Source organism: Mastigocoleus testarum BC008, from assembly GCF_001456025.1.
GTDB lineage: Bacteria > Cyanobacteriota > Cyanobacteriia > Cyanobacteriales > Nostocaceae > Mastigocoleus > Mastigocoleus testarum.
The window spans coordinates 1-24,603 of the sequence record NZ_LMTZ01000042.1 but is presented as its reverse complement, the minus strand read 5'-3'; the positions used below and the strand labels follow the sequence as shown (position 1 = coordinate 24,603).

18 protein-coding genes and 1 pseudogene are annotated in these 24,603 nt (G+C 36.9%); 10 read left to right on the top strand and 9 right to left on the bottom strand.

Going from position 1 to position 24,603, the window contains the following annotated elements; translation table 11 throughout:
- Positions 1 to 39: 39 nt before the first annotated feature.
- From BC008_RS08265 to BC008_RS08250, 4 genes and pseudogenes are all read left to right on the top strand, one after another.
- Positions 40 to 810: pseudogene (locus tag BC008_RS08265) on the top strand (photosystem II q(b) protein); the annotation flags it as partial.
- Between the two features lie 250 nt (positions 811 to 1,060).
- The gene (locus BC008_RS08260; RefSeq protein WP_036265430.1) at positions 1,061 to 4,240 is read left to right on the top strand and encodes a PAS domain S-box protein; all 3,180 of its coding nucleotides are present in this window, start codon (positions 1,061 to 1,063) and stop codon (positions 4,238 to 4,240) included.
- Positions 4,241 to 4,256: 16 nt separating this feature from the next.
- Positions 4,257 to 5,474, top strand: coding sequence for an EAL domain-containing response regulator (locus BC008_RS08255; protein WP_036265428.1), 1,218 nt, complete (start codon positions 4,257 to 4,259; stop codon positions 5,472 to 5,474).
- A gap of 33 nt (positions 5,475 to 5,507) precedes the next feature.
- On the top strand, positions 5,508 to 6,623 hold the full coding sequence (locus BC008_RS08250) for a hybrid sensor histidine kinase/response regulator (RefSeq protein ID WP_235595819.1): 1,116 nt from the start codon (positions 5,508 to 5,510) through the stop codon (positions 6,621 to 6,623).
- Between the two features lie 354 nt (positions 6,624 to 6,977).
- On the opposite strand, the gene mtnA is transcribed toward BC008_RS08250, so the two are convergent.
- The 3 genes from mtnA to BC008_RS08235 all read right to left on the bottom strand — a co-directional run bounded on the left by mtnA (position 6,978) and on the right by BC008_RS08235 (position 11,394).
- Positions 6,978 to 8,048, bottom strand: coding sequence for an S-methyl-5-thioribose-1-phosphate isomerase (gene mtnA / locus BC008_RS08245; RefSeq protein WP_036265426.1), 1,071 nt, complete (start codon positions 8,046 to 8,048; stop codon positions 6,978 to 6,980).
- A gap of 502 nt (positions 8,049 to 8,550) precedes the next feature.
- Entirely contained in the window at positions 8,551 to 10,461 is a 1,911-nt protein-coding gene (gene dxs, locus BC008_RS08240) for a 1-deoxy-D-xylulose-5-phosphate synthase (protein WP_027843330.1), read from the bottom strand.
- Between the two features lie 228 nt (positions 10,462 to 10,689).
- The gene (locus tag BC008_RS08235) at positions 10,690 to 11,394 is read right to left on the bottom strand and encodes an S-layer homology domain-containing protein (protein WP_027843329.1); all 705 of its coding nucleotides are present in this window, start codon (positions 11,392 to 11,394) and stop codon (positions 10,690 to 10,692) included.
- 487 nt (positions 11,395 to 11,881) lie between these two features.
- On the opposite strand from BC008_RS08235, the gene rpiA reads away from it, so the two are divergent.
- Positions 11,882 to 12,592: a ribose-5-phosphate isomerase RpiA gene (gene rpiA, locus BC008_RS08230; RefSeq protein WP_027843328.1), complete on the top strand. Its 711-nt coding sequence runs from the start codon at positions 11,882 to 11,884 to the stop codon at positions 12,590 to 12,592.
- 77 nt (positions 12,593 to 12,669) lie between these two features.
- Positions 12,670 to 13,596 carry an SDR family oxidoreductase gene (locus BC008_RS08225; protein ID WP_321170071.1) on the top strand — a complete coding sequence of 309 codons (927 nt, stop codon included), beginning with the start codon at positions 12,670 to 12,672 and terminating at the stop codon, positions 13,594 to 13,596.
- A gap of 41 nt (positions 13,597 to 13,637) precedes the next feature.
- On the opposite strand, the gene BC008_RS08220 is transcribed toward BC008_RS08225, so the two are convergent.
- Positions 13,638 to 14,417 carry a DUF3598 family protein gene (locus tag BC008_RS08220; RefSeq protein ID WP_027843326.1) on the bottom strand — a complete coding sequence of 260 codons (780 nt, stop codon included), beginning with the start codon at positions 14,415 to 14,417 and terminating at the stop codon, positions 13,638 to 13,640.
- Between the two features lie 117 nt (positions 14,418 to 14,534).
- Positions 14,535 to 15,548 carry a hypothetical protein gene (locus tag BC008_RS08215; protein WP_027843325.1) on the bottom strand — a complete coding sequence of 338 codons (1,014 nt, stop codon included), beginning with the start codon at positions 15,546 to 15,548 and terminating at the stop codon, positions 14,535 to 14,537.
- A gap of 92 nt (positions 15,549 to 15,640) precedes the next feature.
- Here BC008_RS08215 and BC008_RS08210 point away from each other — a divergent pair, with 92 nt between their 5' ends.
- Positions 15,641 to 16,378 (top strand): DUF3598 family protein, encoded by a 738-nt coding sequence (locus BC008_RS08210; protein WP_027843324.1) that lies wholly within the window; start codon positions 15,641 to 15,643, stop codon positions 16,376 to 16,378.
- Here BC008_RS08210 and BC008_RS08205 read toward each other — a convergent pair.
- The 3 genes from BC008_RS08205 to BC008_RS08195 form a co-directional block, all read right to left on the bottom strand.
- Positions 16,362 to 17,165, bottom strand: a complete 804-nt coding sequence (locus tag BC008_RS08205; protein WP_036265424.1) for a DUF3598 family protein — start codon at positions 17,163 to 17,165, stop codon at positions 16,362 to 16,364. The two genes, BC008_RS08210 and BC008_RS08205, sit on opposite strands and share 17 nt — an antisense overlap.
- A gap of 120 nt (positions 17,166 to 17,285) precedes the next feature.
- Positions 17,286 to 18,953: an alpha/beta hydrolase gene (locus BC008_RS08200; RefSeq protein WP_027843322.1), complete on the bottom strand. Its 1,668-nt coding sequence runs from the start codon at positions 18,951 to 18,953 to the stop codon at positions 17,286 to 17,288.
- A 150-nt stretch (positions 18,954 to 19,103) separates the two neighbouring features.
- Positions 19,104 to 19,424 (bottom strand): hypothetical protein, encoded by a 321-nt coding sequence (locus tag BC008_RS08195; RefSeq protein ID WP_058183403.1) that lies wholly within the window; start codon positions 19,422 to 19,424, stop codon positions 19,104 to 19,106.
- Between the two features lie 60 nt (positions 19,425 to 19,484).
- On the opposite strand from BC008_RS08195, the gene BC008_RS08190 reads away from it, so the two are divergent.
- The 3 genes from BC008_RS08190 to BC008_RS08180 all read left to right on the top strand — a co-directional run bounded on the left by BC008_RS08190 (position 19,485) and on the right by BC008_RS08180 (position 23,192).
- Positions 19,485 to 20,666, top strand: coding sequence for an aldo/keto reductase (locus BC008_RS08190; protein WP_027843321.1), 1,182 nt, complete (start codon positions 19,485 to 19,487; stop codon positions 20,664 to 20,666).
- Positions 20,667 to 21,043: 377 nt separating this feature from the next.
- Entirely contained in the window at positions 21,044 to 21,799 is a 756-nt protein-coding gene (locus BC008_RS08185; protein ID WP_027843320.1) for a superoxide dismutase, read from the top strand.
- Positions 21,800 to 22,385: 586 nt separating this feature from the next.
- Positions 22,386 to 23,192: a superoxide dismutase gene (locus tag BC008_RS08180; protein ID WP_058183402.1), complete on the top strand. Its 807-nt coding sequence runs from the start codon at positions 22,386 to 22,388 to the stop codon at positions 23,190 to 23,192.
- 109 nt (positions 23,193 to 23,301) lie between these two features.
- Here BC008_RS08180 and BC008_RS08175 read toward each other — a convergent pair.
- A partial coding sequence (locus BC008_RS08175; protein WP_201026097.1) for a Smr/MutS family protein occupies positions 23,302 to 24,603 on the bottom strand: 1,302 nt, incomplete at its 5' end.

The following is a 24,603-nucleotide window of genomic DNA, read 5'->3' as shown; positions in this document are numbered from 1 at the left end:
ACCGTTGTACAACCACTCATATAAGGAAGCTGCTTCCCAGATGGGTGGTTGTACAACGGTGGTCCTTACCAGTTGGTAATCTTCCACTTCTTGATCGGAGTATTCTCTTACTTAGGTCGTCAGTGGGAACTTTCTTACCGCTTAGGTATGCGTCCTTGGATCTGTGTTGCATACTCTGCACCAGTATCTGCAGCAACCGCAGTATTCTTAATCTACCCCTTAGGACAAGGTTCCTTCTCTGATGGTATGCCTTTGGGTATCAGCGGTACCTTCAACTTCATGTTGGTATTCCAAGCTGAGCACAACATTCTAATGCATCCTTTCCATCAGTTGGGTGTAGCAGCAGTATTCGGTGGTTCCTTGTTCAGTGCAATGCACGGTTCTTTGGTAACAAGTTCTTTGGTTCGTGAAACAACCGAAACCGAATCTCAAAACTACGGTTACAAGTTCGGTCAAGAAGAAGAAACCTACAACATCGTAGCTGCACACGGTTACTTTGGTCGTTTAATCTTCCAATATGCGTCCTTCAATAACAGCCGTTCTTTACACTTCTTCTTAGCGGCATGGCCTGTAGTAGGAATCTGGTTTACCGCTTTAGGTATCAGCACCATGGCGTTTAACCTCAATGGTTTCAACTTCAACCAGTCTGTAATCGACTCTAGCGGTCGTGTAATCAACACCTGGGCAGACATCATCAACCGTGCCAACTTGGGTATGGAAGTAATGCACGAGCGCAACGCTCACAACTTCCCCTTAGACTTGGCTGCAGGTGAGGTAGCTCCTGTAGCAGTAAGCGCTCCCGCAANGTAATTAATTACTTAATGTAGAAAATCACTCTCCAGTAATGGGGGGTGATTTTTTGCGTGCGTTTTTATCCTAAATTTGGCTATTGAAGAACAGCAAAAAAAGGTTATAAGCAAAGGATTTTTGCTTCAAAGACAATTTTCCGAATTTACACCCTAGTCATTCATAGTCTTAAAAGTTTACACATATTGAGAGAGTAGTTTTTTCTTGAGTTCTCAAACTCTGCTTTTGTTTCATTTTGCTCTTTCATAATTTTATGCGTCCACTTGCTGAAACTCTAGCTTCAGAATTTTTTGACACTATTATCGACCGTTATCCAATTAGTGTTACGGAAGATACTTTAGTGCTGGATGTCATTAAGTTGATGAACAAAGAAGGGAAAACAATAAATGATGTTTTAGTAGTTAGGGAACAGCAAGTAATTGGCTTATTTTCCGAGCAAGATGTAGTACGCCTGGTAAGTACGGGAGTTAATTTTGCCCACGCAAAAATTTCTGAGTTCATGAGAAATTCAGTGTTTACTCTCACAGAATCTCAAATAGAAGATTTTATTTTCCCACAAAGTTTATTCTTGCTGTTTGAACAATATCACTTAAGAATACTACCAATACTGGATAGGCAAGGTAATTTACTAGGAAATATTACATTAGAAAAAATTTACCAAGCATTACTAGCAAAAGATGATGGAGAAAAATATCGACAACAATACAAACTATTGAGTTTATTGGAGTCAGTCGTTACAAATAGTAAAGATGCTGTAGTCATAACAGAGGCTAATTCTCTCGATACTCCTTTTAATTCTTGTATAGTCTACGTTAATCAAGCTTTTACCGATATGAGTGGTTGGTCCTACTGGGAAATTTTGGGAAAAACACCATCCATTCTCCAAAGCGAATTAACAGATAATTCTGTCTATGAATTAATTTATACTACTATCCAAAGCGGTTTACGCGTTACAACTGAATTTATCAATCATCACAAAAATGGGAGTAAATATTGGGTTGAGGCGGATATTTTTCCGATCGTGGACCAAAATGGAGAAATTACACATTTTGTAAATATTCAAAGAGATATTACATCCCATAAACTAATTGAAGATAATCTCTGGTCAAGCGTACAACTATTTCAACAACTAGTAGAAAACATTCATCAAGTTTTATTTGTACGCGATGTCAAACAAGATAAAATTATTTATATTAATCCTGCATATGAAAAAATATTTGGACGCAAGCGCGATCATCTTTATGAAAATCCCGAGGAATTGATCGATGCAATTCATCCAGAAGATAGAGAGCGCTTAAGTGCAAAAATAACTACTAGTTTAGATGGGAATTATAACGAAGAATATCGAATAATTCGTCCTGATGGTGAGGTGCGCTGGATATGGACGCGCGCTTTTCCCCTCAAAAATAATGTAGGAGAAGTTTATCGTCTTACAGGTATTTCTGAAGATATTACTGAACGCAAGCAAGCACAAAACATTCTTCAAGAAACGAATGCAGATTTGGAAAGACGGGTATCTGAGCGCACCAAAATCTTAAAGCAAACGAATCATCAATTGATGGATGAGATACAAGAGCGACTGAAAATTGAAGAAGAACTACGTCAGTCTCAACAAATGTTACGCTTGGTGATGGATAATATCCCCCAAGGTATTTTTTGGAAAGATCGGGATTCGACATATCTTGGGTGCAATCGCAATTTTGCTTACAATGCGGGCTTTGATAATCCCCAATTGATAGTTGGGAAGACAGACTATGACTTGTGCTGGAGTAAAGAATATTCTGAATCCTCACGCGAATGGGATTTCAAGGTTATGGCGACTAATCAGCCACAATATCATATAATTGAAACTCAACATCAATTTGATGGTAAACAAGTTTGGGTTGAAACAAATAAGGTTCCGCTTCATGATGCTCAAGGTAATGTAGTTGGTATTCTTGGAACTGTAGAAGATATTACCGAACGCAAACAATCTGAAGAAACATTACTTGGCTTTCGTAAAGCAATTGAATGTGCTAGTGATGCAATCTGCATGACTGATTCTCAAGGTAATATTATTCACCTTAACCGCGCTTTCAAAGAATTATTTGAATACACCACCGAAGAACTAAATACTGCAGGGAACTTAGCTGCAATTTATGCTAGTCATTCTGATTACCGTAAAGTATCCGCCAAAATTCACATAGGTAAATCTTGGCGTGGTGCAGTGAAGATGCGAAGTAAAAGTGGTCGCATTCTTGATATTGAATTAAGAACTGATGCAATAAAAAATTTTACAGGGGAATCAATTGGAACAGTTAATATCAATACCGATATTACTCAACGTCTGCGAACTGAAACAGAATTAAGACTACGAGAACGAGCAATAGCAGCTAGTAACAATGGAGTTTTAATTAGTGATGCAACTATTCCTAATAATCCAATAATGTATGTCAATTCAGCATTTGAAAACATCACAGGTTATTCAATATCAGAAGCAATTGGACAAACTAGAGATTTCTATATTAATAATGATTTGGAAGTAAATAAATTATTTCCAGAAGAACAAATAAATAATTTTTGTAGCACTATTATTTGTAATTACCGTAAAGATAATAGTGAATATTGGAATGAATTAAGCATTTCCCCTGTATATAGTCACGATGGTATATTAACTAATTTTATTGTTGTCCAAACAGATATTACAGACTATAAAAAACTAGAACAACAATTAAGAGAGGCTTTAGAAAAAGAAAAGGAGCTAAACGAACTCAAATCCCGCTTTGTAAGTACAACATCTCATGAATTTCGTACACCATTAACAACTATTCTTTCATCTTCTGAACTATTAGAAAATTATGGTCATAAATGGAATAAAGAAAATAGATTTAAGTACTTAAGAAAAATTCAAACTGCAGTTAAGCATATGACTCATTTATTGGAGGATGTTTTAAATTTAGAGAAAGCAGAAGCGGGAAAATTACAGTGCAAACCAACATATTTTGAGTTAGTAAAATACTGTTTTTCTCTAGTTGAAGATTTACAGATAAATCAGCCTCACACAAAAATACTTTTTGACTGCGAGTATAAATCAATTGAAGTGTATATGGATGCAAATTTACTCAGACATATATTGAATAATTTATTGTCCAATGCAATTAAGTATTCTCCAGATATGCAGCCTATTAATTTTATGATAGCCATTCAGAATCACCAGGCTATTTTTACTATAAAAGACCAGGGTATAGGTATTCCTGAAGAATATTTACCACATTTATTCCAGTCATTTAATCGTGCAAGTAATGTAGATAATATTCAAGGTACAGGATTAGGATTGTCAATTGTCAAAAAATGTATCGATATTTGTCAAGGAGATATAAATGTAACAAGTGAAGTGGGTAATGGGAGTGTTTTTACCGTAAAACTACCGTTGAACATGGCCACAGATAGTTAATTATAATAATAGTTATATGTCGACTAAAGTTTTATTAATTGAAGATGAAATATCTGTACGCGAGAATATTTCAGACTTATTAGAAGCTGAAGGTTTTGAAACTATTACTGCTGCTAACGGTAAAGTTGGGATTGATTTAGCTATTTCCCAAATTCCTGATATTATTTTATGCGATCTAATGATGCCAGAAGTTGATGGCTATGGTGTGTTAGAAAGATTGCGTCAGGAAATTCTAACTGCGACAATTCCCTTTATTTTTCTTACAGCTAAATCTACTCGGACAGATGTTCGTAAAGGAATGGATTTGGGAGCCGATGATTATTTAACTAAACCATTTACTCGTGCAGAATTATTAAGTGCTATTAGTAGCCGTTTGGATAAACAAATTAAAATGAAAAATTATTTATCCAATAACTATTCTGATATCAGTAATTTTTCTCCAGAAATATTACTTATTAAATCTAGTTTGCGCCGTGCAATTGAAGCCGGACAGCGACATGAATTCCAGACTTATTATCAACCTATAGTCGATATAATCTCCGGTAAAATTATTGCTGCTGAAAGCTTAGTGAGATGGATTAGTCCAGAATTAGGAATGGTTTCTCCGGCAGAATTAATTCCTTTAGCTGAATCTACAGGTTTAATTATTCCCATTGGTGAATGGATATTAGAAAATGTATGCAAACAAGCAAAAATTTGGGATGAAGCCAACTTCTCCTCTTTGTTATTCTCTGTAAATGTGTCAAATTCTCAATTTACCCAAGCTAATTTTTCCGATAAAATATCGAGAATTCTTGCTGAATTTGATATCCCGGCAAATTGTCTGGAGTTAGAAATCACTGAAAATACAATTATGAGCGATTTTCATGCAGCAGTTTACACAATGGGAAAATTACAATCTTTAGGTGTCAAGATTGCTATTGATGATTTCGGCACAGGAAATTCTTCTTTAGTGTATCTCAAAGATTTCCCTATTGATACTTTAAAAATAGATCGCTATTTTATTCATAATATTGCTAATGAACCGGAAAAGTCGGCAATTACAAAGGGACTAATTCAAATAGCCCATAATTTAGATATTAAGGTAATCGCTAAAGGTGTAGAGACGGAGGCGGAATTAAATTTCTTACGTCAAAATAAATGTGATGCTATTCAAGGTTTTCTATTCAGTCCTGCAATAGCAGCTACTGAATTTGAAGATTTATTAATCAATCCCAAATATTTGCCCACTTAAGCAACAAATTTACTGTTCGCAATAAGTGTAGAGATGATGAAGAAAATTTTAGTTATAGAAGATGAAGAAAATCTACGACAAAATATTGCTGAATTACTAACTTTGGAAGATTTCAAAGTAGTAGTTGCAGAAAATGGTATGGCTGGCTTACAGGTCGCAGAGTCAGAAGTTCCCGATCTAGTTATTTGTGATGTCATGATGCCAGAATTAGATGGCTATGGAGTACTGGAAAAATTACGCCAAAATCCTCCATTATCAACCATACCTTTTATTTTTCTGACTGCAAAAGCTTCGAGTTCAGATTTTCGTCAGGGTATGGAGCTAGGTGCAGATGATTATTTAACTAAACCTTTTACTTGTAAAGAATTACTTAGAGCAGTTGCATCTAAATTCAAAAAGCAAATAGCAATTGATAAATATTCCCAAAAACAATTAGATGAGTTACGTAATAATATAGCGTTATCTTTACCCCATGAGATGCGCACTCCATTAAATGGAATCCTTGGCTTCTCTGAAATTTTGAGGCAAGAAGCTGAATTTCTTAGCGTTGAAGAAATTCAGGAAATGGCCCAAGGGATAAACCAGTCCGGTCAACGTTTATTCAAGTTAATTCAAAAATTTTTACTGTATACAGAATTAGAGATGATTTACAACGATCCGACACGGATTAAATCGTTGCAAAATAATCTCACTCAGTTCCCCAACTTAAGTTTAAATAAATTGATATTGGAGAAAGCAAAATATGAAAAAAGAAAAGTAGATTTACAATTAAATCCACCAGTGTCATGTGAGGTAAAAATTTGTTCAACTAGATTATTGGTCGTAATTGAAGAACTTCTTGATAATGCTTTCAAGTTTTCTCCTGCAGATCGAATTGTACGGGTCATTAGTGAGTTAAAAAACTCTACATTTAATTTGTCATTTATCGATTATGGGCGAGGAATGACAAGTGAACAAATCAGAAATTTAGGTGCTTATAAACAGTTCGAACGCCAAATATACGAACAGCAAGGAATGGGTTTAGGATTAATAATTGCCAAACGCATGACAGAGTTACATAACGGTAAATTTAAAATTTATAGTGAGCCTAATAAAGAAACTATTGTACAAGTTCAACTACCTTGTACAATTCATGCCGAAGATTACTAAAGTAGCGCCCCATCTAATGCTAGGATTCACTATATTAACTGGTATCGCACAACTTTAACCTAAATATAGTCAAATATAGACATTTATCATATTATTTTTGACTGAATAGTCAATGTTATATTTGACTATAAAATTTACAACTATTTATATCTTAGATATTAGCAAGTCAATAAATTATAAGTTATGGCATATACATAATAAGTTAAGCCTATAGATAGATAAAAACAGCACGAAATTAATTATCAGTAATTAATTTATTCCTTATAGTTGGCTATTTTTATCTACCTTATATTCCGTACTTTTGGCAGGAAAATGTTTATAATCAAGCAGGTTTATAATCAAGCAGGTAGAAAGTTAAAAGACTTCCATGATATTTTCTCGTGGTTGGCATAGTGCTAGCTCATTAGGAGCAAATATGCCATTTTCTGTAATAATCGCAGTTATCAACTCTGCCGGTGTAATATCAAAGGCAGGATTGTAATATTCTATGCCACCAGGTGTTAAGAGATTATCGCCAACTTGATAAATTTCCGCTGGGTGACGCTCCTCAATTGGAATTTGACTGCCTGCAATCAGGGAAAAATCAATTGTCGAAATAGGAGCAGCAACATAAAAAGGTACGTTATGTGCTCGGGCGACTAGTGCTAGATTGTATGTACCAATTTTATTGGCAGTATCGCCATTAGCTGCAATTCTATCGGCACCAACAACTACCAGATCGATCATGTTTTGCTGCATACAATGAGCAGCCATGCTATCTGTAATCACAGTGACAGGGATACCTTCCTGAGCGCATTCCCAAGCAGTAAGTTTTGCTCCTTGAAGACGAGGACGAGTTTCATCTGCATAAACGCGTGCTAAACGCCCTTCTTTCCAAGCCGAACGTACTACACCCAAAGCCGTACCATAACCAGCAGTGGCCAAGGCCCCTGCATTACAATGGGTGAGAATTGTCAATTTCTCTGGATAAGCCGGCAATATTTTTAAACCATTATCGCCGATCGCTAAACAAGTTTGTAAGTCTTCATTATTAATTGCTTGAGCAGTTTGTAGTAGAGTTTCCCTAATTTCTTCAACGGTACCCATAGTTTCGTATGCTGCTTTTAACATACGTGAAATTGCCCAAAATAAATTTACTGCCGTGGGACGAGTGGAGCGTAGCAAAGATGCAACACTTTCTAAGTGTTGCAAAAATTCTTGACGCTCGTTTGTCTCTATCTCTCTTGCCCCAAAATATATGCCGTATGCTGCGGCAATACCAATTGCTGGCGCACCCCTAACAATCATTGTTTTGATTGCTTGAGCCATATCTTCACTGCGGTTGATTTCGACAAAAGAATACTCATTAGGTAAACGAGTTTGGTCGATTAGTAAAACAGAGTCTTTTTGCCAAATGATTGGATAAACTGGGCTGTTCTGGGACATGATTAAGTTGAATAATTCCAGGAAATTAGGACAGGTAAAAGGTATTTATGTTGTCATTTGTCATTTGCTCTTTGTCTGTTTACCAATGACAATTGACTAATGACAAGTAACCAGCCCATGATTACTGGTTACTAATAGTCGTTTACTGATAACCACTGAGCAATAACTAATGACCTATTACCAGTGACAAATATCTATTGTCAAGAATAATGTTATCAATTTTTAATTCTTAACATTTACAATTTTTGGCACTTTTTAGGAAACAAATTTGGATATCAGAATTCCCAATATTTTGCCCATGTAAGGTGTATTTACAAAAATAAAAATATTTTTTAGAGGGTTAATTGAGGGTTGATTTTATTTGTTTCCTATGTCCTGTATTTCTTGAGGGTATAGCAAACTGACACTTATCACGCAGCAAGAGATTAAATTTTGATTTGCATAAATACGACAAGTTTCTTGTGCGTGGAAGTGTCTTTATATGGCAATTTTAATGTTTAATTTATGAAACAACTGCCGATACCTGTTGCCTAAAGAAAGCTTGTAAAATTCTTTCAGCAATTGCTGGGGTGGTTAAACCAAGTGTAGCTTTACTTTCATTAGGTTGAGCGTGATCTACCAATACATCTGGTATGCCAATCCGTTTAACGGGAACAAGAATATCGTTATCCAATAAAGCTTCAGCTAGCCCAGAACCAAAACCACCAATAACAGAACCTTCTTCAAGGGTGACAACACGACCGATTTTTTCTGCTAGTGGCAAAATTAATTCTGTGTCCAAAGGTTTAGCAAACCGGGCATTAATCACAGTGGCTTCGATACCATGTTCGCGGAGAATTTCTGCTACTTGTACGCCAGGGTGTACCATCGTACCATAGGCCACAATCAATAGGTCATCCCCGTTGCGGAGAATTTCTCCTTTACCAATTTCTATTGTTTCCCAACCTTCTTCCATCAGGGGAACTCCATAGCCATTACCGCGAGGGAAACGCATGGCAATTGGACCTGTTGTGTGGTTAACACCTGTGACTACCATTCGCTGCATTTCTGCTTCATCTTTTGGTGCCATTAGAACCATATTAGGAATACAGCGCAGGTAAGAAATATCATACATTCCTTGGTGAGTAGGACCATCAGCCCCAACAATTCCTGCCCGATCTAAGCAGAAAAATACTGGTAGGTTTTGAATGCAAACATCATGAATTATTTGGTCGTAGGCACGTTGAAGGAATGTAGAATAAATTGCTGCAACCGGACGCATACCCTCACAAGCGAGACCTGCAGCAAGAGTGACGGCGTGTTGTTCGGCAATGCCAACATCAATATATTGTTGTGGTAACTTGGCTTGGAGTTTATCTAAGCCTGTTCCCGTTGCCATTGCGGCAGTAATACCAATAATTTTTGGATTTTGCTCTGCTAACTTAACCAAAGTATGGGCAAAAACCTTGGAATATTTGGGAGGTTTTGGTTTGCTCGAGGGAATGGCTTTTCCTGTTGTCAAATTGAAAGGTGACTGTGCGTGGTAGCCGACCTTATCTTTTTCGGCGATTTCATAGCCTTTACCTTTGGTTGTGACAACATGTACTAAAACGGGACCATCAATTTCGTGTGCTTGTCCAAAGGTGGTAATTAGTTCTTCGAGATTATGTCCGTCAACTGGTCCCATATAAGTAAAGCCAAGTTCTTCAACCACAGCACCTACTTTAGGAACAGCCAATCGCTTCATTCCTTCCTTGATCCGACCTAGTTCTGGAGAAAGAGACTCCCCTACAAAAGGAATTTGCTTAAATTGTTCTTCAAAATTATCTGAAAGGAATTGCATGGGTGGCGATAACCGCATTTTGTTGAGATAGCGAGGAATCGCACCAACATTAGGTGAAATTGACATTTCGTTGTCATTGAGGATAACCAATAATTTAGTATTTGGTAAATGTCCGGCATGATTAATTGCTTCTAATGCCATACCGCCTGTTAGAGCGCCATCACCAATGACTGCAGCAACTTTAAATTTCTCACCTTTCATATCTCGAGCTAAAGCCATTCCTAAAGCTGCCGAGATGCTGGTAGAAGCGTGTCCTGCACCAAAATGGTCAAAGTTACTTTCACCGCGCTTAAGGTAACCTGCTATTCCGTCTTTTTGCCGTAAAGTACTGAATTTGTCATAACGACCAGTAATTAGTTTGTGGGGATAAGCTTGATGTCCCACATCCCAAATCACTTTATCTCGATCTAAATCCAATGTTTGGTAAAGTCCCAGAGTTAATTCAACTACACCCAACCCTGGACCGAGGTGCCCCCCTGACGCTGCAACAGTTTGAAGATGTTTGTCTCGAATCTGACGAGCAATTTGTTCTAACTGCCGAATTGATAATCCATGCAATTGGTTGGGATGAGTGATGTCACTAAGATGCATACTTTAAGGTTGTCCTCTCAAGGTCTAGTATTTTTGATTTTGCCACGCCTGGGTTCTTGATAGGGACAAGTTAAATTGCATTCTGAAAAAAAATAATGAAAGAAGGTGTTTTTTGAGGAAAAATCACAGAAATAAATGGGAAAAAGGCAGTTATTATACTACCTACTGGGTAGTGTGACAATCTAATATAAATTTTGCCTTTAACCCAAATTGCGTTACCTAAGAAATTTATATTGGTGCAATTGAAGTATTGTTGATAGGGGTAACTTCTGGCGTATATGGATTTCTTTGTTGTCTTTGTAAATATCTACTAAGTACATATGCCATATCACCCCTTGTCATGGGTTTGAGTGGAGAAAGATTTCCATCAGCTTTTTGATTAACAAATCCTCCTGTAACAGTTGTAGCTACAGCTTTTCTTGCCCATTGAGGAATTGATTGTTGGTCTGGAAATTGGGCTAGGATTTCATTTACTGTTGCTTCGGGGAACTGGAAAACACCATAGGATTGAGCAAAAATAGCTAGAGCTTCTGCTCTGGTAACTTTCTGGTTGGGGAAAAATAAGTTTCCTCGGTAGCCCTTCATTACTCCGGTTTTTAAAACTGTTTGGATATCTTGAAATGCCCAATGGGAGGAGGATACATCAGTAACATTGATGTTATCTTCAGTTGCCGCTTTTTGTTTATCGAGTAAAAAAGTTTTCACCATAATTGACGCTAACTCTGCCCGACCCATAAATCTTTCCGGATGAAAGTTACCATCAGGAAATTTATTCATTAAGTTTGCACTAACGACCTTCTGTATAGGGTCAAACGATGTTTGAGTCGTTGTTTGGTCCGGTGTTTTTTGTTCGGATGTTGTTTGAGCGTAGACTGGAATGGCTAGTAATTGTACTAATGCCAATAATGATAGAGCACTGGTTAAGTGACGCATGGTTTAAACCTAAATAAACAATCTGTTAAATAAACTATTTTGAGAAATTTAACTTCACATTTTATTAAGACATTTTAGGGAAGTTCATAGTTTCCTAAAGTTTTATTGTATTAAACACTGATTTTATTTAAGTATTGTTTAAGTATTGTGCTTTTACAGGGTAATTAAAGGCTGAAATATATGTGTTTTTTATAACTAGTAATGATTGCGTAATTTTAACGGCAATAATAAGATAATCATTAATAAATTTCTAGTTTCCCAATTTCTAGTTTCCCAAAGTCTGAGTACTGCTCAAGTCCAAATAATTGTTTTTTTCGAGGTCAGTTAAGCTCCAAATCTTTAGACTAGAGTTGCTGACAAATGTGTCAGTGAATGACGTCTGACTGCTAATGTGGATTTATGGTTATTGCTGATTGGTCATTAGTTACTATTTGCAAAACGAATAACCAAAAATAAATAACAAATAAGCAATTGAGGAGATTTGGAGATGACCGCAGCAGCAGATCCAGTAAAGTTAATGAAACAGGAAGTTGGTAGAGCAGCAGCCAACTTGATTCAATCCAATTCCATAGTTGGTTTAGGAACCGGTTCCACCACTGCGTACGCAATTCAATTTATTGGCGAACGCCTCAAGTCAGGGGAGATAAAAGATATTGTTGGTGTCCCCACATCTTTTCAAGCTGAGGTACTTTCCAAACAATATGGTATTCCTTTAACTACATTAGATGCGATTGACCATATTGATATTGCCATTGATGGTGCTGATGAAGTCGATCCCCAAAAAAATTTAATTAAAGGTGGTGGTGCAGCCCATACTCGGGAAAAAGTTGTGGATTACCTGGCAAATCAATTTATTGTAGTTATAGATTCAGGTAAACTAGTTGACAAACTTGGTTCAGTTTTTGCTGTACCGGTAGAAGTCATCCCAATGGCAGTCACTCCAGTGATGAATGCGATCGCAAAACTTGGTGGTAAGCCAGAACTACGCATGGGTGTGAAAAAAGCTGGTCCTGTTGTCACCGATCAAGGTAACCTAGTTGTAGATGTAAAATTTGACGATATTCCCGACCCTGTGAATTTAGAAAAAACTTTGAATAATATTCCTGGGGTTCTAGAAAACGGTATTTTTGTTAATTGTGCGGATAAGGTTCTAATTGGTGAAGTTAAAGATGGTAAACCTGTAGTCCAGGAAATGTAAAAGTTTTACTATACCATTTTAAATTTTTATACTCCTCTGCCTATAACATCAAGGTTTTGTGAAGGCACGAGGGTTCTTTGTTTTTTACAGGGAAATTATTAGTCAGACAAGCGATCAATAAGGGGTCTATTAGCAGACAAATGACTACTCACCACAATGATTTGAAGAAAATTGCCATTATTGGTTGTGGCTATGTGGGAACTGCTGCTTCGCGCTATTGGTGTAAAGAGCAAGGTCACTCATTAACAGTAACAACTACAAGAGAGGAACGGGTTAAAGAACTGCAGGAATTAGCTACTCGAGTGGTAGTTATGAAAGGTGCAGATAGTCAAGCAGTACGGTCGCTCCTACAAAATCAAGATACTATCATTTTAAGTATTGCTCCCATTAGCGATCGCCAGGTAGATGCAGAGGTATATCGAGAAACTTACATTCCCACGGTAAAAAACTTAGTATCAGCACTTCAGAACACACCAAGCGTAAAACAGGTAATTTACCTCAGTAGTTGCTCTGTATACGGTAATAAAAAAGGCGAGTGGATTGACGAGACTTCTCCCATTGATACTGACAGTGAATACAATCAGGTGTTATCTGAAGTAGAGCATACCTTGTTAAACTCAACTAGTGAAGATATCAAGGCTTGTATTCTCCGGTTGGGAGGAATTTATGGTCCCGAGCGCGAACTAACAAAACGTTTTAAACGAATTGCTGGTAAAACAATTCCTGGAAGTGGTAATACTTTTACTAGTTGGATTCACCTTGATGATATTGTTGCAGCTTTGGATTTTCTCTGTCAGAGAAGGTTGGGTGGTATCTATAATCTGGTAAATGATTTTAATATGACGATCCGTGAGTTATCCGATCTAGTATGCGATCGCGCAAATTTAGATAAAGTTATCTGGGATGATACAAAACCAAGCTATCGTTTCCTTAATGCTCGGGTAAGTAATCAGAAAATTAAAGCCTCAGGTTACAATTTGATTCATCCCAAGACAATTATTTAAGATAGATATTCGTTTGGATTTTTACTTTATTGAATCTTGGTTCAAAGATGCAGTTGCTCTAATCTCAACCCAGAAAAAGCACCATCCTTATCATATTGAGCACTTAGTTGTTGCATTTTAGAAGTTGTTATCAACCAATTCACCACAAGATTAAAGGAAGTACCAATACCTATTCGCTTTGGACAACTAATAGAAACTCCATCCGGTAAAAAGAAATTTTGGTGTCCTTCACAACCCCAATTTAGTTCAGTTTGTATTGGTTGAGAAACTTGTAAATCTGAGGTCATAGTTACAGAATATCCCTTCCACTCACCGTTGAGATTTCTCTCAGACAGTTGTTCTAGTTCTTCTGACCAATACTTACTAGGAAAACCTGTTGCATCTTCACGAATATTCGATGTTCGTAATAAAGCTCCTTCTTTATCGTAAACAATACCGACACTGTGTCTTAATTCCTTGTATCTAAAAAATAATTCAACAGCGAAATATGAATCAGTTTTTAACTGCTTTGCGATCCAACCAGAATGACCAGATTCCAAGCAAATAGTCCTCATAGAATCAGCTTGTGGGTGAAATATTCCATCAGCAGAACTATTTTCTGATTGATTGTAGTCCCAACTTTCTTCCTTAATATTGTCTTGAGCGTAAATATAACGATTTGTTTGGTGGATTTCAGTTTGCTCTGGGTTACTTTCAAATCTTCTTAGACTACGAAATGATTCTTTTACTTCTCCTTGGGGAGTATACCTTGTCCAAACGCCATGCCAATCCCGCAAATGGTTTGCAGTGAAATTTTTCCAGTTTTGGTCTTTTAATTGCATACAGTATGAATTCCATATAACTATTTATATGCTAATTAAATCATTCGTTTTTTATGCTTAGCTAAGGCAGCACCTACAGCAAAATTTTAAAAATCAGTCAACAGGGATTTATTGAAGCTATCCAATTAAAGTCCAAAAATAACCGTCAGGAGCAACAAACGAGAAACTCTTTTCGCCAAACTCGTTTTCATATACTGTTGTCATTTCTGTGGCTTTGCTACTACTTACAAGTTGATAATATTGCTGAATATCTTTTACTTTCATAGTGTACAAACAAACTCCCAGACAACCAGGACGCGAGTAATTAAACTTGTTTGGTAAGTCACCACATTCAAAACGCAAAACTTCCAAATTTCCCGAACGAATTTGAGGTTTATCTGCAGTCGAATAAGGAGGAGATGTAAAGTAATAATTCAGCATCCGTTCCCCATTTTCTGGTCCTTTTAGTTCTAGGATGCGGCTAGAAGCTTCGCCATATTCACTTTCAGAGTTATTTACAACACGACGCAAACCAAGGACTTGGTCATAAAAATCCAATTTTTCATGTTCGCAATCCACAACCAGTCCCACATGAACGAATTCAGAGCCTTTAAAGTGAGAGTCCGGGTTAACAATTCCCGAATTTGGGCGGTAATAATCATGGCGCTCAAACAGAACTTGTCGCGCAAAGGGCTGGATAAGAACCATTTCATGTACGCAAGGATTAGCTTGTAGAAACGGTTCAAATGGCTTGGGACGATTAATTAAATTTCTCTGGGGTGAAATATAATATACAGGTAAGCCAGCAGCGATCGCATCTTCTGTATGGTTGGCAATATTGAATACGTCTAAAGATAAACTAGTTCCCCAACGGCTACCTACTGCTTTTAAAGGGGTTAGTCCCAAACCTTCATTAACTGGTTTATCCCACACCATCAAGCGGAGTAAACTTCTATCCGTAACTTGATTATGAAGGCGGAGCGATCGCAAACTAGAATTAACACCATATAACCGATTAGCTTGGTTTGCACTAAGTTCGCCAGATTGTTCTATATCAAAGCCAAACTGTTCCCAATATCGGATGAGAAAAGATTCATCTTTTGCTGTTGCACCAATTGCGAGTTCGTATAAACCGCTAATGGGTGTTTCCATTGACTTACTCTTTTGAAGGGATTTTTACTTGATAATAGTATCATCCATACTTAAAAATTTAAGCTGTTTGAAAAATTGAAGATGCAAATCCAATGAATCTACAACTGCAAAATTGGAATAATTTCTGTCGATATCATGTAGGGGAATGGCGTGGTATTAATACTAGATACTCCTCAGGGGAAGAAGTAATTGATTCTTGGAATGTTGTTACTAACCTTAAAATTAGTCAAGATGGTAGTAAGATCAATCACGAGGACTACTTAATTTATGCTGACGGGAAGACAGAGTTAAAAACCTTTGGTCCTTATATTAAACCTATTACGAGTGCTTTATTTTTAGATAATAGTTTTTGCTGGGGAAGTAAAACATTAGAAACTAACTCTATATTTATTTTTGAAATTGGTTTGAGGTGTGAAAATAGAAGAGTACTTGCCTTTATTAAATATGGCAATGATGGCAGTTTAGAATATATTTCTATTAGTCCCCAATTACTTAGTACTAATGTCTCAGAACAAAGTAAAACATCAGTGTTGACTATAACTAAGGAAAATTGGCAAGGTAAGCTTAAAACCATAGAACCTGATTTGATGGTGTTAGAGCCGGTAGATATTTCCTGGATATCATTGAAAGATTTGAATCGAGATAATCTTACCCTAAACTTTCAGGACAATATTTCAGTTAGTTGTCCACAAAATATAAAAAAGGATATGGAATTTTGTATCGCCTTAGATTGGTTGGCAAACTCTGTTTTATTGCAACGTGGTATAGGTTATTATGACGTCTCTGGCTTTAAGCATTTCAACTTGCAAATATTCACTCCGATCTATTGAATATTTCGAGTGTTAACGTGGAAAATTCTCCCTTTAGATTGTACTTGAGAATCAGTTGTTGTAAATGGGAAGAGGTAATTAACCAGTTTGCAATAATAGTGAAATGATTGCCAATATTTACTTTTTTCGGACAGTTCAAAAAAATTCCATCTGGTAAAAAGAAAGTTTCATTTTCTTCACAGAACGAGCGTTGTTTAATAGGTACAGGGAGTGAAACTTTTAAATCAGATGTCATAGTCACTGAAATCCCTTGCCACTTACCACTAATATTTCTTTTGGGTAATAGTTCTAACTGCTTCGACCAGTACTTACTTGGGAAATTAAGAGAATCTTCACGAATACTAGTAATCCGGAGCAAACCACCACTTTCATCATAAACTGCTCCTACACTATGTCGGAGATTTTCATATCTGAAAAATAACTCCCCCGAATGAAAAAAATCTCCCAATTTTAACTGGTTTGTTACCCATGCCGCTGCACCTTGCTCGAAGTATAATGACCTCATCAAGGATGTTTTAGGATGAACTATTCCATCTGATAAATTCTTAGATTGCTTTGTTGATTGCCAATTTTTTTCTTCTATTCTGCCATCAGCGTAAGTGTAGCGATTAGTTTGATCGATTCCTGTTTGTTCTTGATTGAGTTTCAAGCTTCTAAGACTTTGAAATGACTCTATGACTTCTCCTTGGGCGGAATATCTTGTCCAAATGCCGTACCAATCTCTCAGGTGGTTAGCACAAAAATTTTGCCAGTTTTGCTCTTGTGGATCCCCAGAATTACTCAGCATAATGTTATTATTTTCAATTAGAAAGAATAAGCATTATTGGAAAAGCTCGACTGTTAAATTTTCAAAGTCACCAACTTTTCCAAAGTATAAAAAACAACTTGCAACTAGTTACTATTTTGTTCAAATCTTATTTAACCAATAGACAATATCCTCAGCTGTCTTTTGTTCAAAATTAGCAAAATTATGACCACAACCTTCATACCAAATGATATCTGTAACTGGCGATCGAACTGCTGCTTTTTTTAATTGATTTAAGCGATCGCGATCATTAAAAAAGTCTTTACTTCCACACAATAGTAAAATTGGAATATCAATCTCCGCAATTGTTTTCAAGTTAGCTGTATCAGCTTCAGGAGCCCACCAAGAAATCCATGAATTTGGACGGTGAGGAGAGAGCATCCATTCATAAGGTGGTTTCCCTACTAAACCGCGATCGCCGCGACCTTCTTCCCTTGCTTTTTTAGCTTCTAAGACCAAACAATTGTAAATCTCGCTACCAATATGAGCTTCTAACCACTCAGCAGCATCTCGTGTAGGAGCCATGTGAACCAAACCAATAACATTGGGGTGATGGCGTTGTGCTTGATAGCGCATAATGCTATTGCTACCCAAACTTTGTCCGCTTAAAACGATCCGAGTATATCCACGTTGACAAAGTAATTTCACAAAAGCGTCAATATCATCTATATCCATTGATGCTGTTGCTGTCATACTTCCACCATAACCACTTCTACGCATTTCAATCACTAATGCTGATATATCATTTTGGTTATAGACTTCAGCTAATTTTGTAAATAAAGGTTCTGTTATGGGAGTACCAGTTTTACCTCTAACATGAAGCACCACAGTTTGATTTTCTTGATTGCAATCCTTTTCCCAAAGAAATCCGACCAAACTGCTACCATCGCTTGTCTGAACCGTTACCATTTCACTCGGTTTGCTAACATCCGAGGTAACCAGTTGAAATCCCTCGACATTAGGTAATTCCAGTTCTGAAACCCACAAATCAATGATTTGTGCAAACTGTTTATTATCTTCTACATCTAAAACTTTGCTAGCAGAAATACTTGTTTCTATTTCTTCCAACTCCATTCCCCTTTTTTGAAGGATTAGAAACGGAATTTGAATATTTTTTAGGAAACCAGAGATTTTAGTATCTGCACTTCTACTCCACCAAGAAACCCAGGAATCAAAAGACTGATAAATGAGTAACTCCTTACCATTAGGACTATTAACGGTTAAATCAACCCATTTTTCTTCTTCAGAACCCTTTATTATTTCCCTTTCTGATTGTTGCTCTAAAGCCTTATATCTATCTTCACCTATGGTATTTTCAAGCCAATTTGCTAGATCTGGTAAAGGATAAATTAAAACAATACCTTTGATGCAAACGTCCTGAGTTTTACACTGATATCTGATACCAGTTAAAGCACCAATTTCTTCACCAATAATTATGATTTCACTACATCCATGGGAACTCAAATATTCTACACCACGCTTAATATCTTCAATATCATCATCTGGAATTGCTCTCATTTGACCTTCAACACCACGACGATGCATTCCCAAGCTCAAAAAAGTATATCCTTGATTTGCCAGGGCTGAACCAAGGAGATAAGCTTTTTGTGAATAGGGATAGCTATTCCAACTGTGCAAATAAATAATTGCTGGTTTTTGACTTCCTTGGGTTGGGCAAGTTGGTTGAAATAAAATTGAGCAAGGCAGACGTTTCGTATACTGCTTGCTCAGTTCATCTTTTGATAAGGACAACAAATAGGTTGGAAACATTTACCCAATAATTTTAATTGCTGCATATGTTCTGTTTCTTATCCTATTGTTTAATATCCACTAATGACTCTTGTCGACGCTCATCCACTTATTCAAATAGATTTATCTGCGACCTATTTTGCTTAGTTCGGTTTTTATAAACGTTTATATTTAATGAGTTTTATTATTAACATCTAAAAGCCAGATTTTTTCCAGCAAAGCAATTCGTTTGCGTCGAACAAAAACACGATACTTTTGATATCCCAGAGTACCAAGCAAAGCTAAAATTGGAATCAAGGCAATTAAAGAAACAATAGTTCGAGTGTCACTTACGACATGATATTGCCCTTCTGGTTGAACTTCTATCGCATTAGTTTTATTTTGATTTTGTGGTTGCGATCGCATTTTTCTGAAAGATCCTTTCTTAACAACTATTTTTAATTCATCATCGATTGGGTAAATTCCCGAACAGAGGGAAACTGAAAACCCCAAACCAAGTTATGCTTGAAGGTTATAAATTAAAAGTAGGATGTCACTACAATCACCAAGTTCATGCTGTACAGACGTTTTGGGCGCACAGAGCTAAAAATGCCAGTTTTTTCCTGTGGGGGAATGAGATATCAATTTAAGTGGCAGGATATACCGCAACAACAAGTACCTGCTGACAAGCAAGCTAACTTGGAAACAACTATCAAACGTTCTGTAGAATTGGGGATCAATCATATTGAAACAGCTCGTGGTTATGGTAGTTCGGAAATGCAATTAGGGCAGGTTTTACCAAAATTTCCCCGCGACCAAATAATTGTTCAAACCAAAGTTGGACCCAAAGCCGATCCCCAAGCATTCCAAGCAGATTTTGAAAAATCTCTGAAAAATCTCCAGTTAGATTATATCGATCTGTTGGGAATTCACGGCATTAATACTGCTGAACTATTGGATTACAGTATTCGTCCTGGTGGTTGTTTAGACGTAGTAAGAAAATTACAAGCACAAGGGAAAATTAGATTTGTTGGGTTTTCCACCCATGGCCCTACTGATATTATTATTCAAACTATTAATACTAACCAATTCGATTACGTTAACCTCCACTGGTACTATATTAATCAAGTTAACTGGCAAGCTATTGAAGCTGCAACTCGCCATGATATGGGGGTATTCATAATTAGTCCCTCCGATAAGGGCGGTAGGCTCTACGATCCACCCCAAAAGTTAGTTGATTTGTGTGCACCCCTATCTCCTATGGTATTTAATGACTTATTTTGTTTGAGTCACTCGCAAGTCCATACTCTTTCTCTGGGTGCATCTAAGCCAAGTGATTTTGATGAGCACCTGAAAACTTTAGATTTATTACATAAAGCTGACGAAATTCTACCGCCAATTTTAGCAAGGTGGGAGCAAGCAGCTATTTCTACTTTTGGCGAAAATTGGATTAAGACTTGGCGGGTTGGTTTACCAAAACACGAAAAAACTCCAGGAAATATTAATATTCGTACCGTTTTGTGGCTGCGAAATTTAGCTCTGGCTTACGATATGCATGAATATGCGAAAACACGTTACAACTTGTTGGGTAATGGGAGCCATTGGTTTCCCGGTAATAAAGCAGAGGGGGTGGAAAATTTAGATTTAAGGGAATGTTTGCGTAATAGTCCCCATGCAGAGCGAATCCCTGATTTACTTTGTGAAACACATAAGTTGTTGGAAGGTGCAAAAGTGAAGCGGTTATCGCAAAGTTAGTGGTTTGACGGGGAAATTATTCCCCAATCAGTCTTTTGCGATTGCTTTAAATTAAACAGATAATCGGTACATTTATTTTTGTGACGGCTTAAATTCTTTACTAGTACTTAAATCTTTCAAGCTCTAATTTTGCAGAATTTATCTACTGCTACAAAACTTAACTTCTCTGCAAATGATTTTATGTAATTGTTAAAAATTACACATCCAGAATATGATTTTTTTAATTCACAAAAAGAGTGAGAATTGATATTTGTTGATATAAATTAATATATGTGCAAAAAATACAAAATCAGCCAAATTATTGAATATTTACTTTGTAAGCCGATTCTAAGACAATAAGTATTGAATATTACTAAACATTTTTACAGGAAAAAGCTGTGAATCTCAATCGCCGCCATTTTCTCATTTTATTTGGTACCTGTGCAGCTAGTTATACTTTAAATGCTTGTGCATTTGCAGAGAATTCTCCAAAAACAGAAGCAGAAGAAGTCACTAAGGTTGCATCTAAACCAGAATCTGGTGTAATTAAATTACCTCCATTGCCTTACGCTTATGATGCATTGGAACCACACATAGATGCAGAAACTATGCGTTTCCATCACGACAAACACCATGCAGGTTACGTCAAAAATCTTAATGCAGCATTAAAGAAACATCCAGAATTAAAAGATAAAAGTATTGAAGATTTATTAAGCGATCTTGAAAGCGTACCTTCTGATATTCGTCGGACAGTACGTAATAATGGTGGCGGTCATGTAAACCACTCAATGTTTTGGGAAATTATGGGACCCAATGCTGGAGGTGAACCTACTGGCGCGATCGCAGAAGCCATTAAAAAGGAATTTGGTAGCTTTGAAAAGTTTCAAGGAGAATTTAACGAAGCTGGTAAAAGTCGCTTTGGTAGCGGTTGGGCTTGGTTAGTTTTGGGAGAAGATCAAAAACTGGAAGTGATGACCACAGCAAATCAAGATAGTCCTTTCTCTGAAGGGAAATATCCAATTATGGGTAATGATGTATGGGAACATGCTTATTACATCAAATATAGAAATCGTCGTGCTGAGTATTTAAAAGCTTGGTGGAATGTATTGAATTGGGATGAAATCAACAAACGATTTGCTAAAGCAGTTGCATAGACAAAGCAAGTTAGCTTTTTATGCTTAACACCAGAATGTAGAAAAATTGAACTAAAGGCATAAATAAGTAACAAAATATTAAGGGACTTTAAAGTTAAAAGAATATTGTTTATTAGGGCGCACATATGTGCGCCTCTACTGTTGATTTAAAATTAATTTCAGTTGATTTTAATTAGTAATTTTGAATTAGTAATAATTAATCAGATATTTGTGCTCGATTCATATACATAAAATTTGAGTTTATGAAGTTTATAATTATTTTCTAAATAGTAATAAATATTTACGTTCACTGGTCTGTTTATTCATATTTATAAACGCAAATACTGGGATAAAAGTAATATATTTATCTTTGATTTGCGTTGCGAGAATCACATGATAATTCTACTGAAAATATTTAATATTTAGCTTATAATTGGCTCCTGAAGCAATAGATATTGAAACAAATACAGCAATCAATTTAGAAAAAATGAATAATATTTCTATTACTTTTTTTAGTTTTAAATTTAATAACGAAAAGAACTAATAGAATAAATAGTTTATTCATAAACTATATGCGATCGCTGTAAATTAGTTTATAGGAAATACAATGAATTTAAATAGGCGTCATTTTCTTTTTTTATTGGGTGCTACTGCAGCTGGCTTAGCGGTAGAAAATTATGCTTTTGCTCAAACTCCTTTGGATCCTCAACTAATAAGTCAAGCAGACCCTCAACCAATCGGGACTGCAGTATTGCCTCCTTTACCCTATGATTACAACGCATTAGAGCCATACATAGATGAAGAAACCATGCGGTTTCATCATGACAAACATCATGCGGCTTATGTCAGAAATCTAAATGCTGCTTTAGATAAATATCCCAAATTAAAAACCAAAAGTATCGAAAGTTTATTGCGCAACCTTGATCGCATACCTTCTGACATTCGCACAACAGTACGTAATAATGGTGGCGGTCATGTAAACCACTCCATGTTTTGGGAAATTATGAAACCTAATGGTGGAGGCGAACCTACTGGCGCGATCGCAGAATCAATTAGTAATAGTTTTGGTAATTTTTCCACATTCAAGGAGAATTTTAACAAAGCTGGCGGCGGTAGATTTGGTAGCGGTTGGGTTATGCTTGTTCTTGATCGTCAAGATGACGATGATGACGATAAAAATAATCGCAAACTGAAAATAATAACCACACCCAATCAAGATACTCCACTAATGACAGGTGATTACCCAATTATGGGTAATGACGTCTGGGAACACGCTTATTATCTAAGTTATAGAAATCGTCGTGGCGAATATTTAGAGAAGTGGTGGAATGTTGTTAATTGGGATGAAATCAACAAACGATACGCCCAAGCTATTGCAGTAAATAATGATGACGACGATGACGATGATGATTAAGAACAATTAAGTGTGTAGACGGGTTAGAGTTCTAACATTTTTTAATAAAGGGATTGGGTTTAATTAACGGTTTTTTTTACCAGTTTGACTTATTTTTTTGAACTATTTTTTAACTAACATAAGCAATAGTTACACCTGTACCACCATCAGCTTGTTCTGCAGCTTCAAAACGACTAACTCGCCGATGTTGTTTTAAAAAGGTTTGTACCCCTTGACGCAATTTTCCAGTTCCATGTCCGTGAATAATCCAGATTGGTCCGGTAGCTTCTGAAATTGCTTTATCAAGAATAATTTCGGCATCAGCGACCCGTTTACCCCGTAAGTCAAAGGTATTGCGAGAAGTACGAATTTCTGGGGTGGGTTGGGAAGAATTCACAGACTTTTGTGCAGGAGAAGATTTTGAAGTTGATTTTGGAGGTGCTGATTTTGTTTTTGCTATTGGCTCGGCTTTTTCACCATCCAAAGATTCAACGTCTTCTAACTTGACGTTCATCTTCATAATCCCGAAGCGGACAGTCAACTCGCCATCTGCACCTGGTGCAGAAATTACTTCCGCAGTCTTCCCTAATTTGCTAATTCGAATGCGATCGCCCAGTTTCGGCAAAAATCCGGCTTTAGGTTTTTTTGGCTGCTTTTTGGGTGTATGCTTTTGAGCAATATCATTAATTGCGTTTGTCGCTTTTTGAGCGTCTTGGGCGGTGGACTTCCCTTGCTGTAAGCTACGGATGACTTTAGCAATCTCAGACTTTGCTTCATTAATTGCTTTTTGTACCGCTACCTCTTGGGAGATCCGTAAAGATTTTTCTCTTTCTTCTAAGTTGGCACTTTTTTCTGAAAGTTCTTTATACAAACGCTCAGTTTGCTTTAATAAATTTTGTGCTTGTGTGGCTTTAGTTTCCTGACGACGACGTTGCGCTTCTAATCCAGCAATTACCTGGTTAACTTCGTCAGTTTCTCCACCAACTTCAGATTTTGCTGCTTCGATGACTTCTGCTTTTAATCCTAGACGACTAGCGATCGCCAAAGCATTAGAACGTCCGGGGATACCCCACAATAAGCGATAGGTGGGAGAAAGGGTAGTGTCATTGAATTCTACCGAAGCATTTTCAAACCTTTCATCTTGGTATTTCAGTGCTTTCAGTTCGCCAAAGTGAGTTGTCGCCATTGTTAATTGAGCATTATTTGCCAAATAATGCAGTAAAGCAATTGCTAAACCACTACCTTCGACTGGATCGGTCCCCGCTCCAACTTCATCGAGGAGAACTAGGGATTGGGGATTGGCGACTGGGGATTGGGCAAATAATTCTTCTTCTCCTGTCTCCTGTCTCCTGTCTCCTGTCTCCTGTCTCCTGTCTCCTGTCTCCTGTTTCCTGTCTCCTGTTTCCTGTCTCCTGTCTCCTGTCTCCTGTCT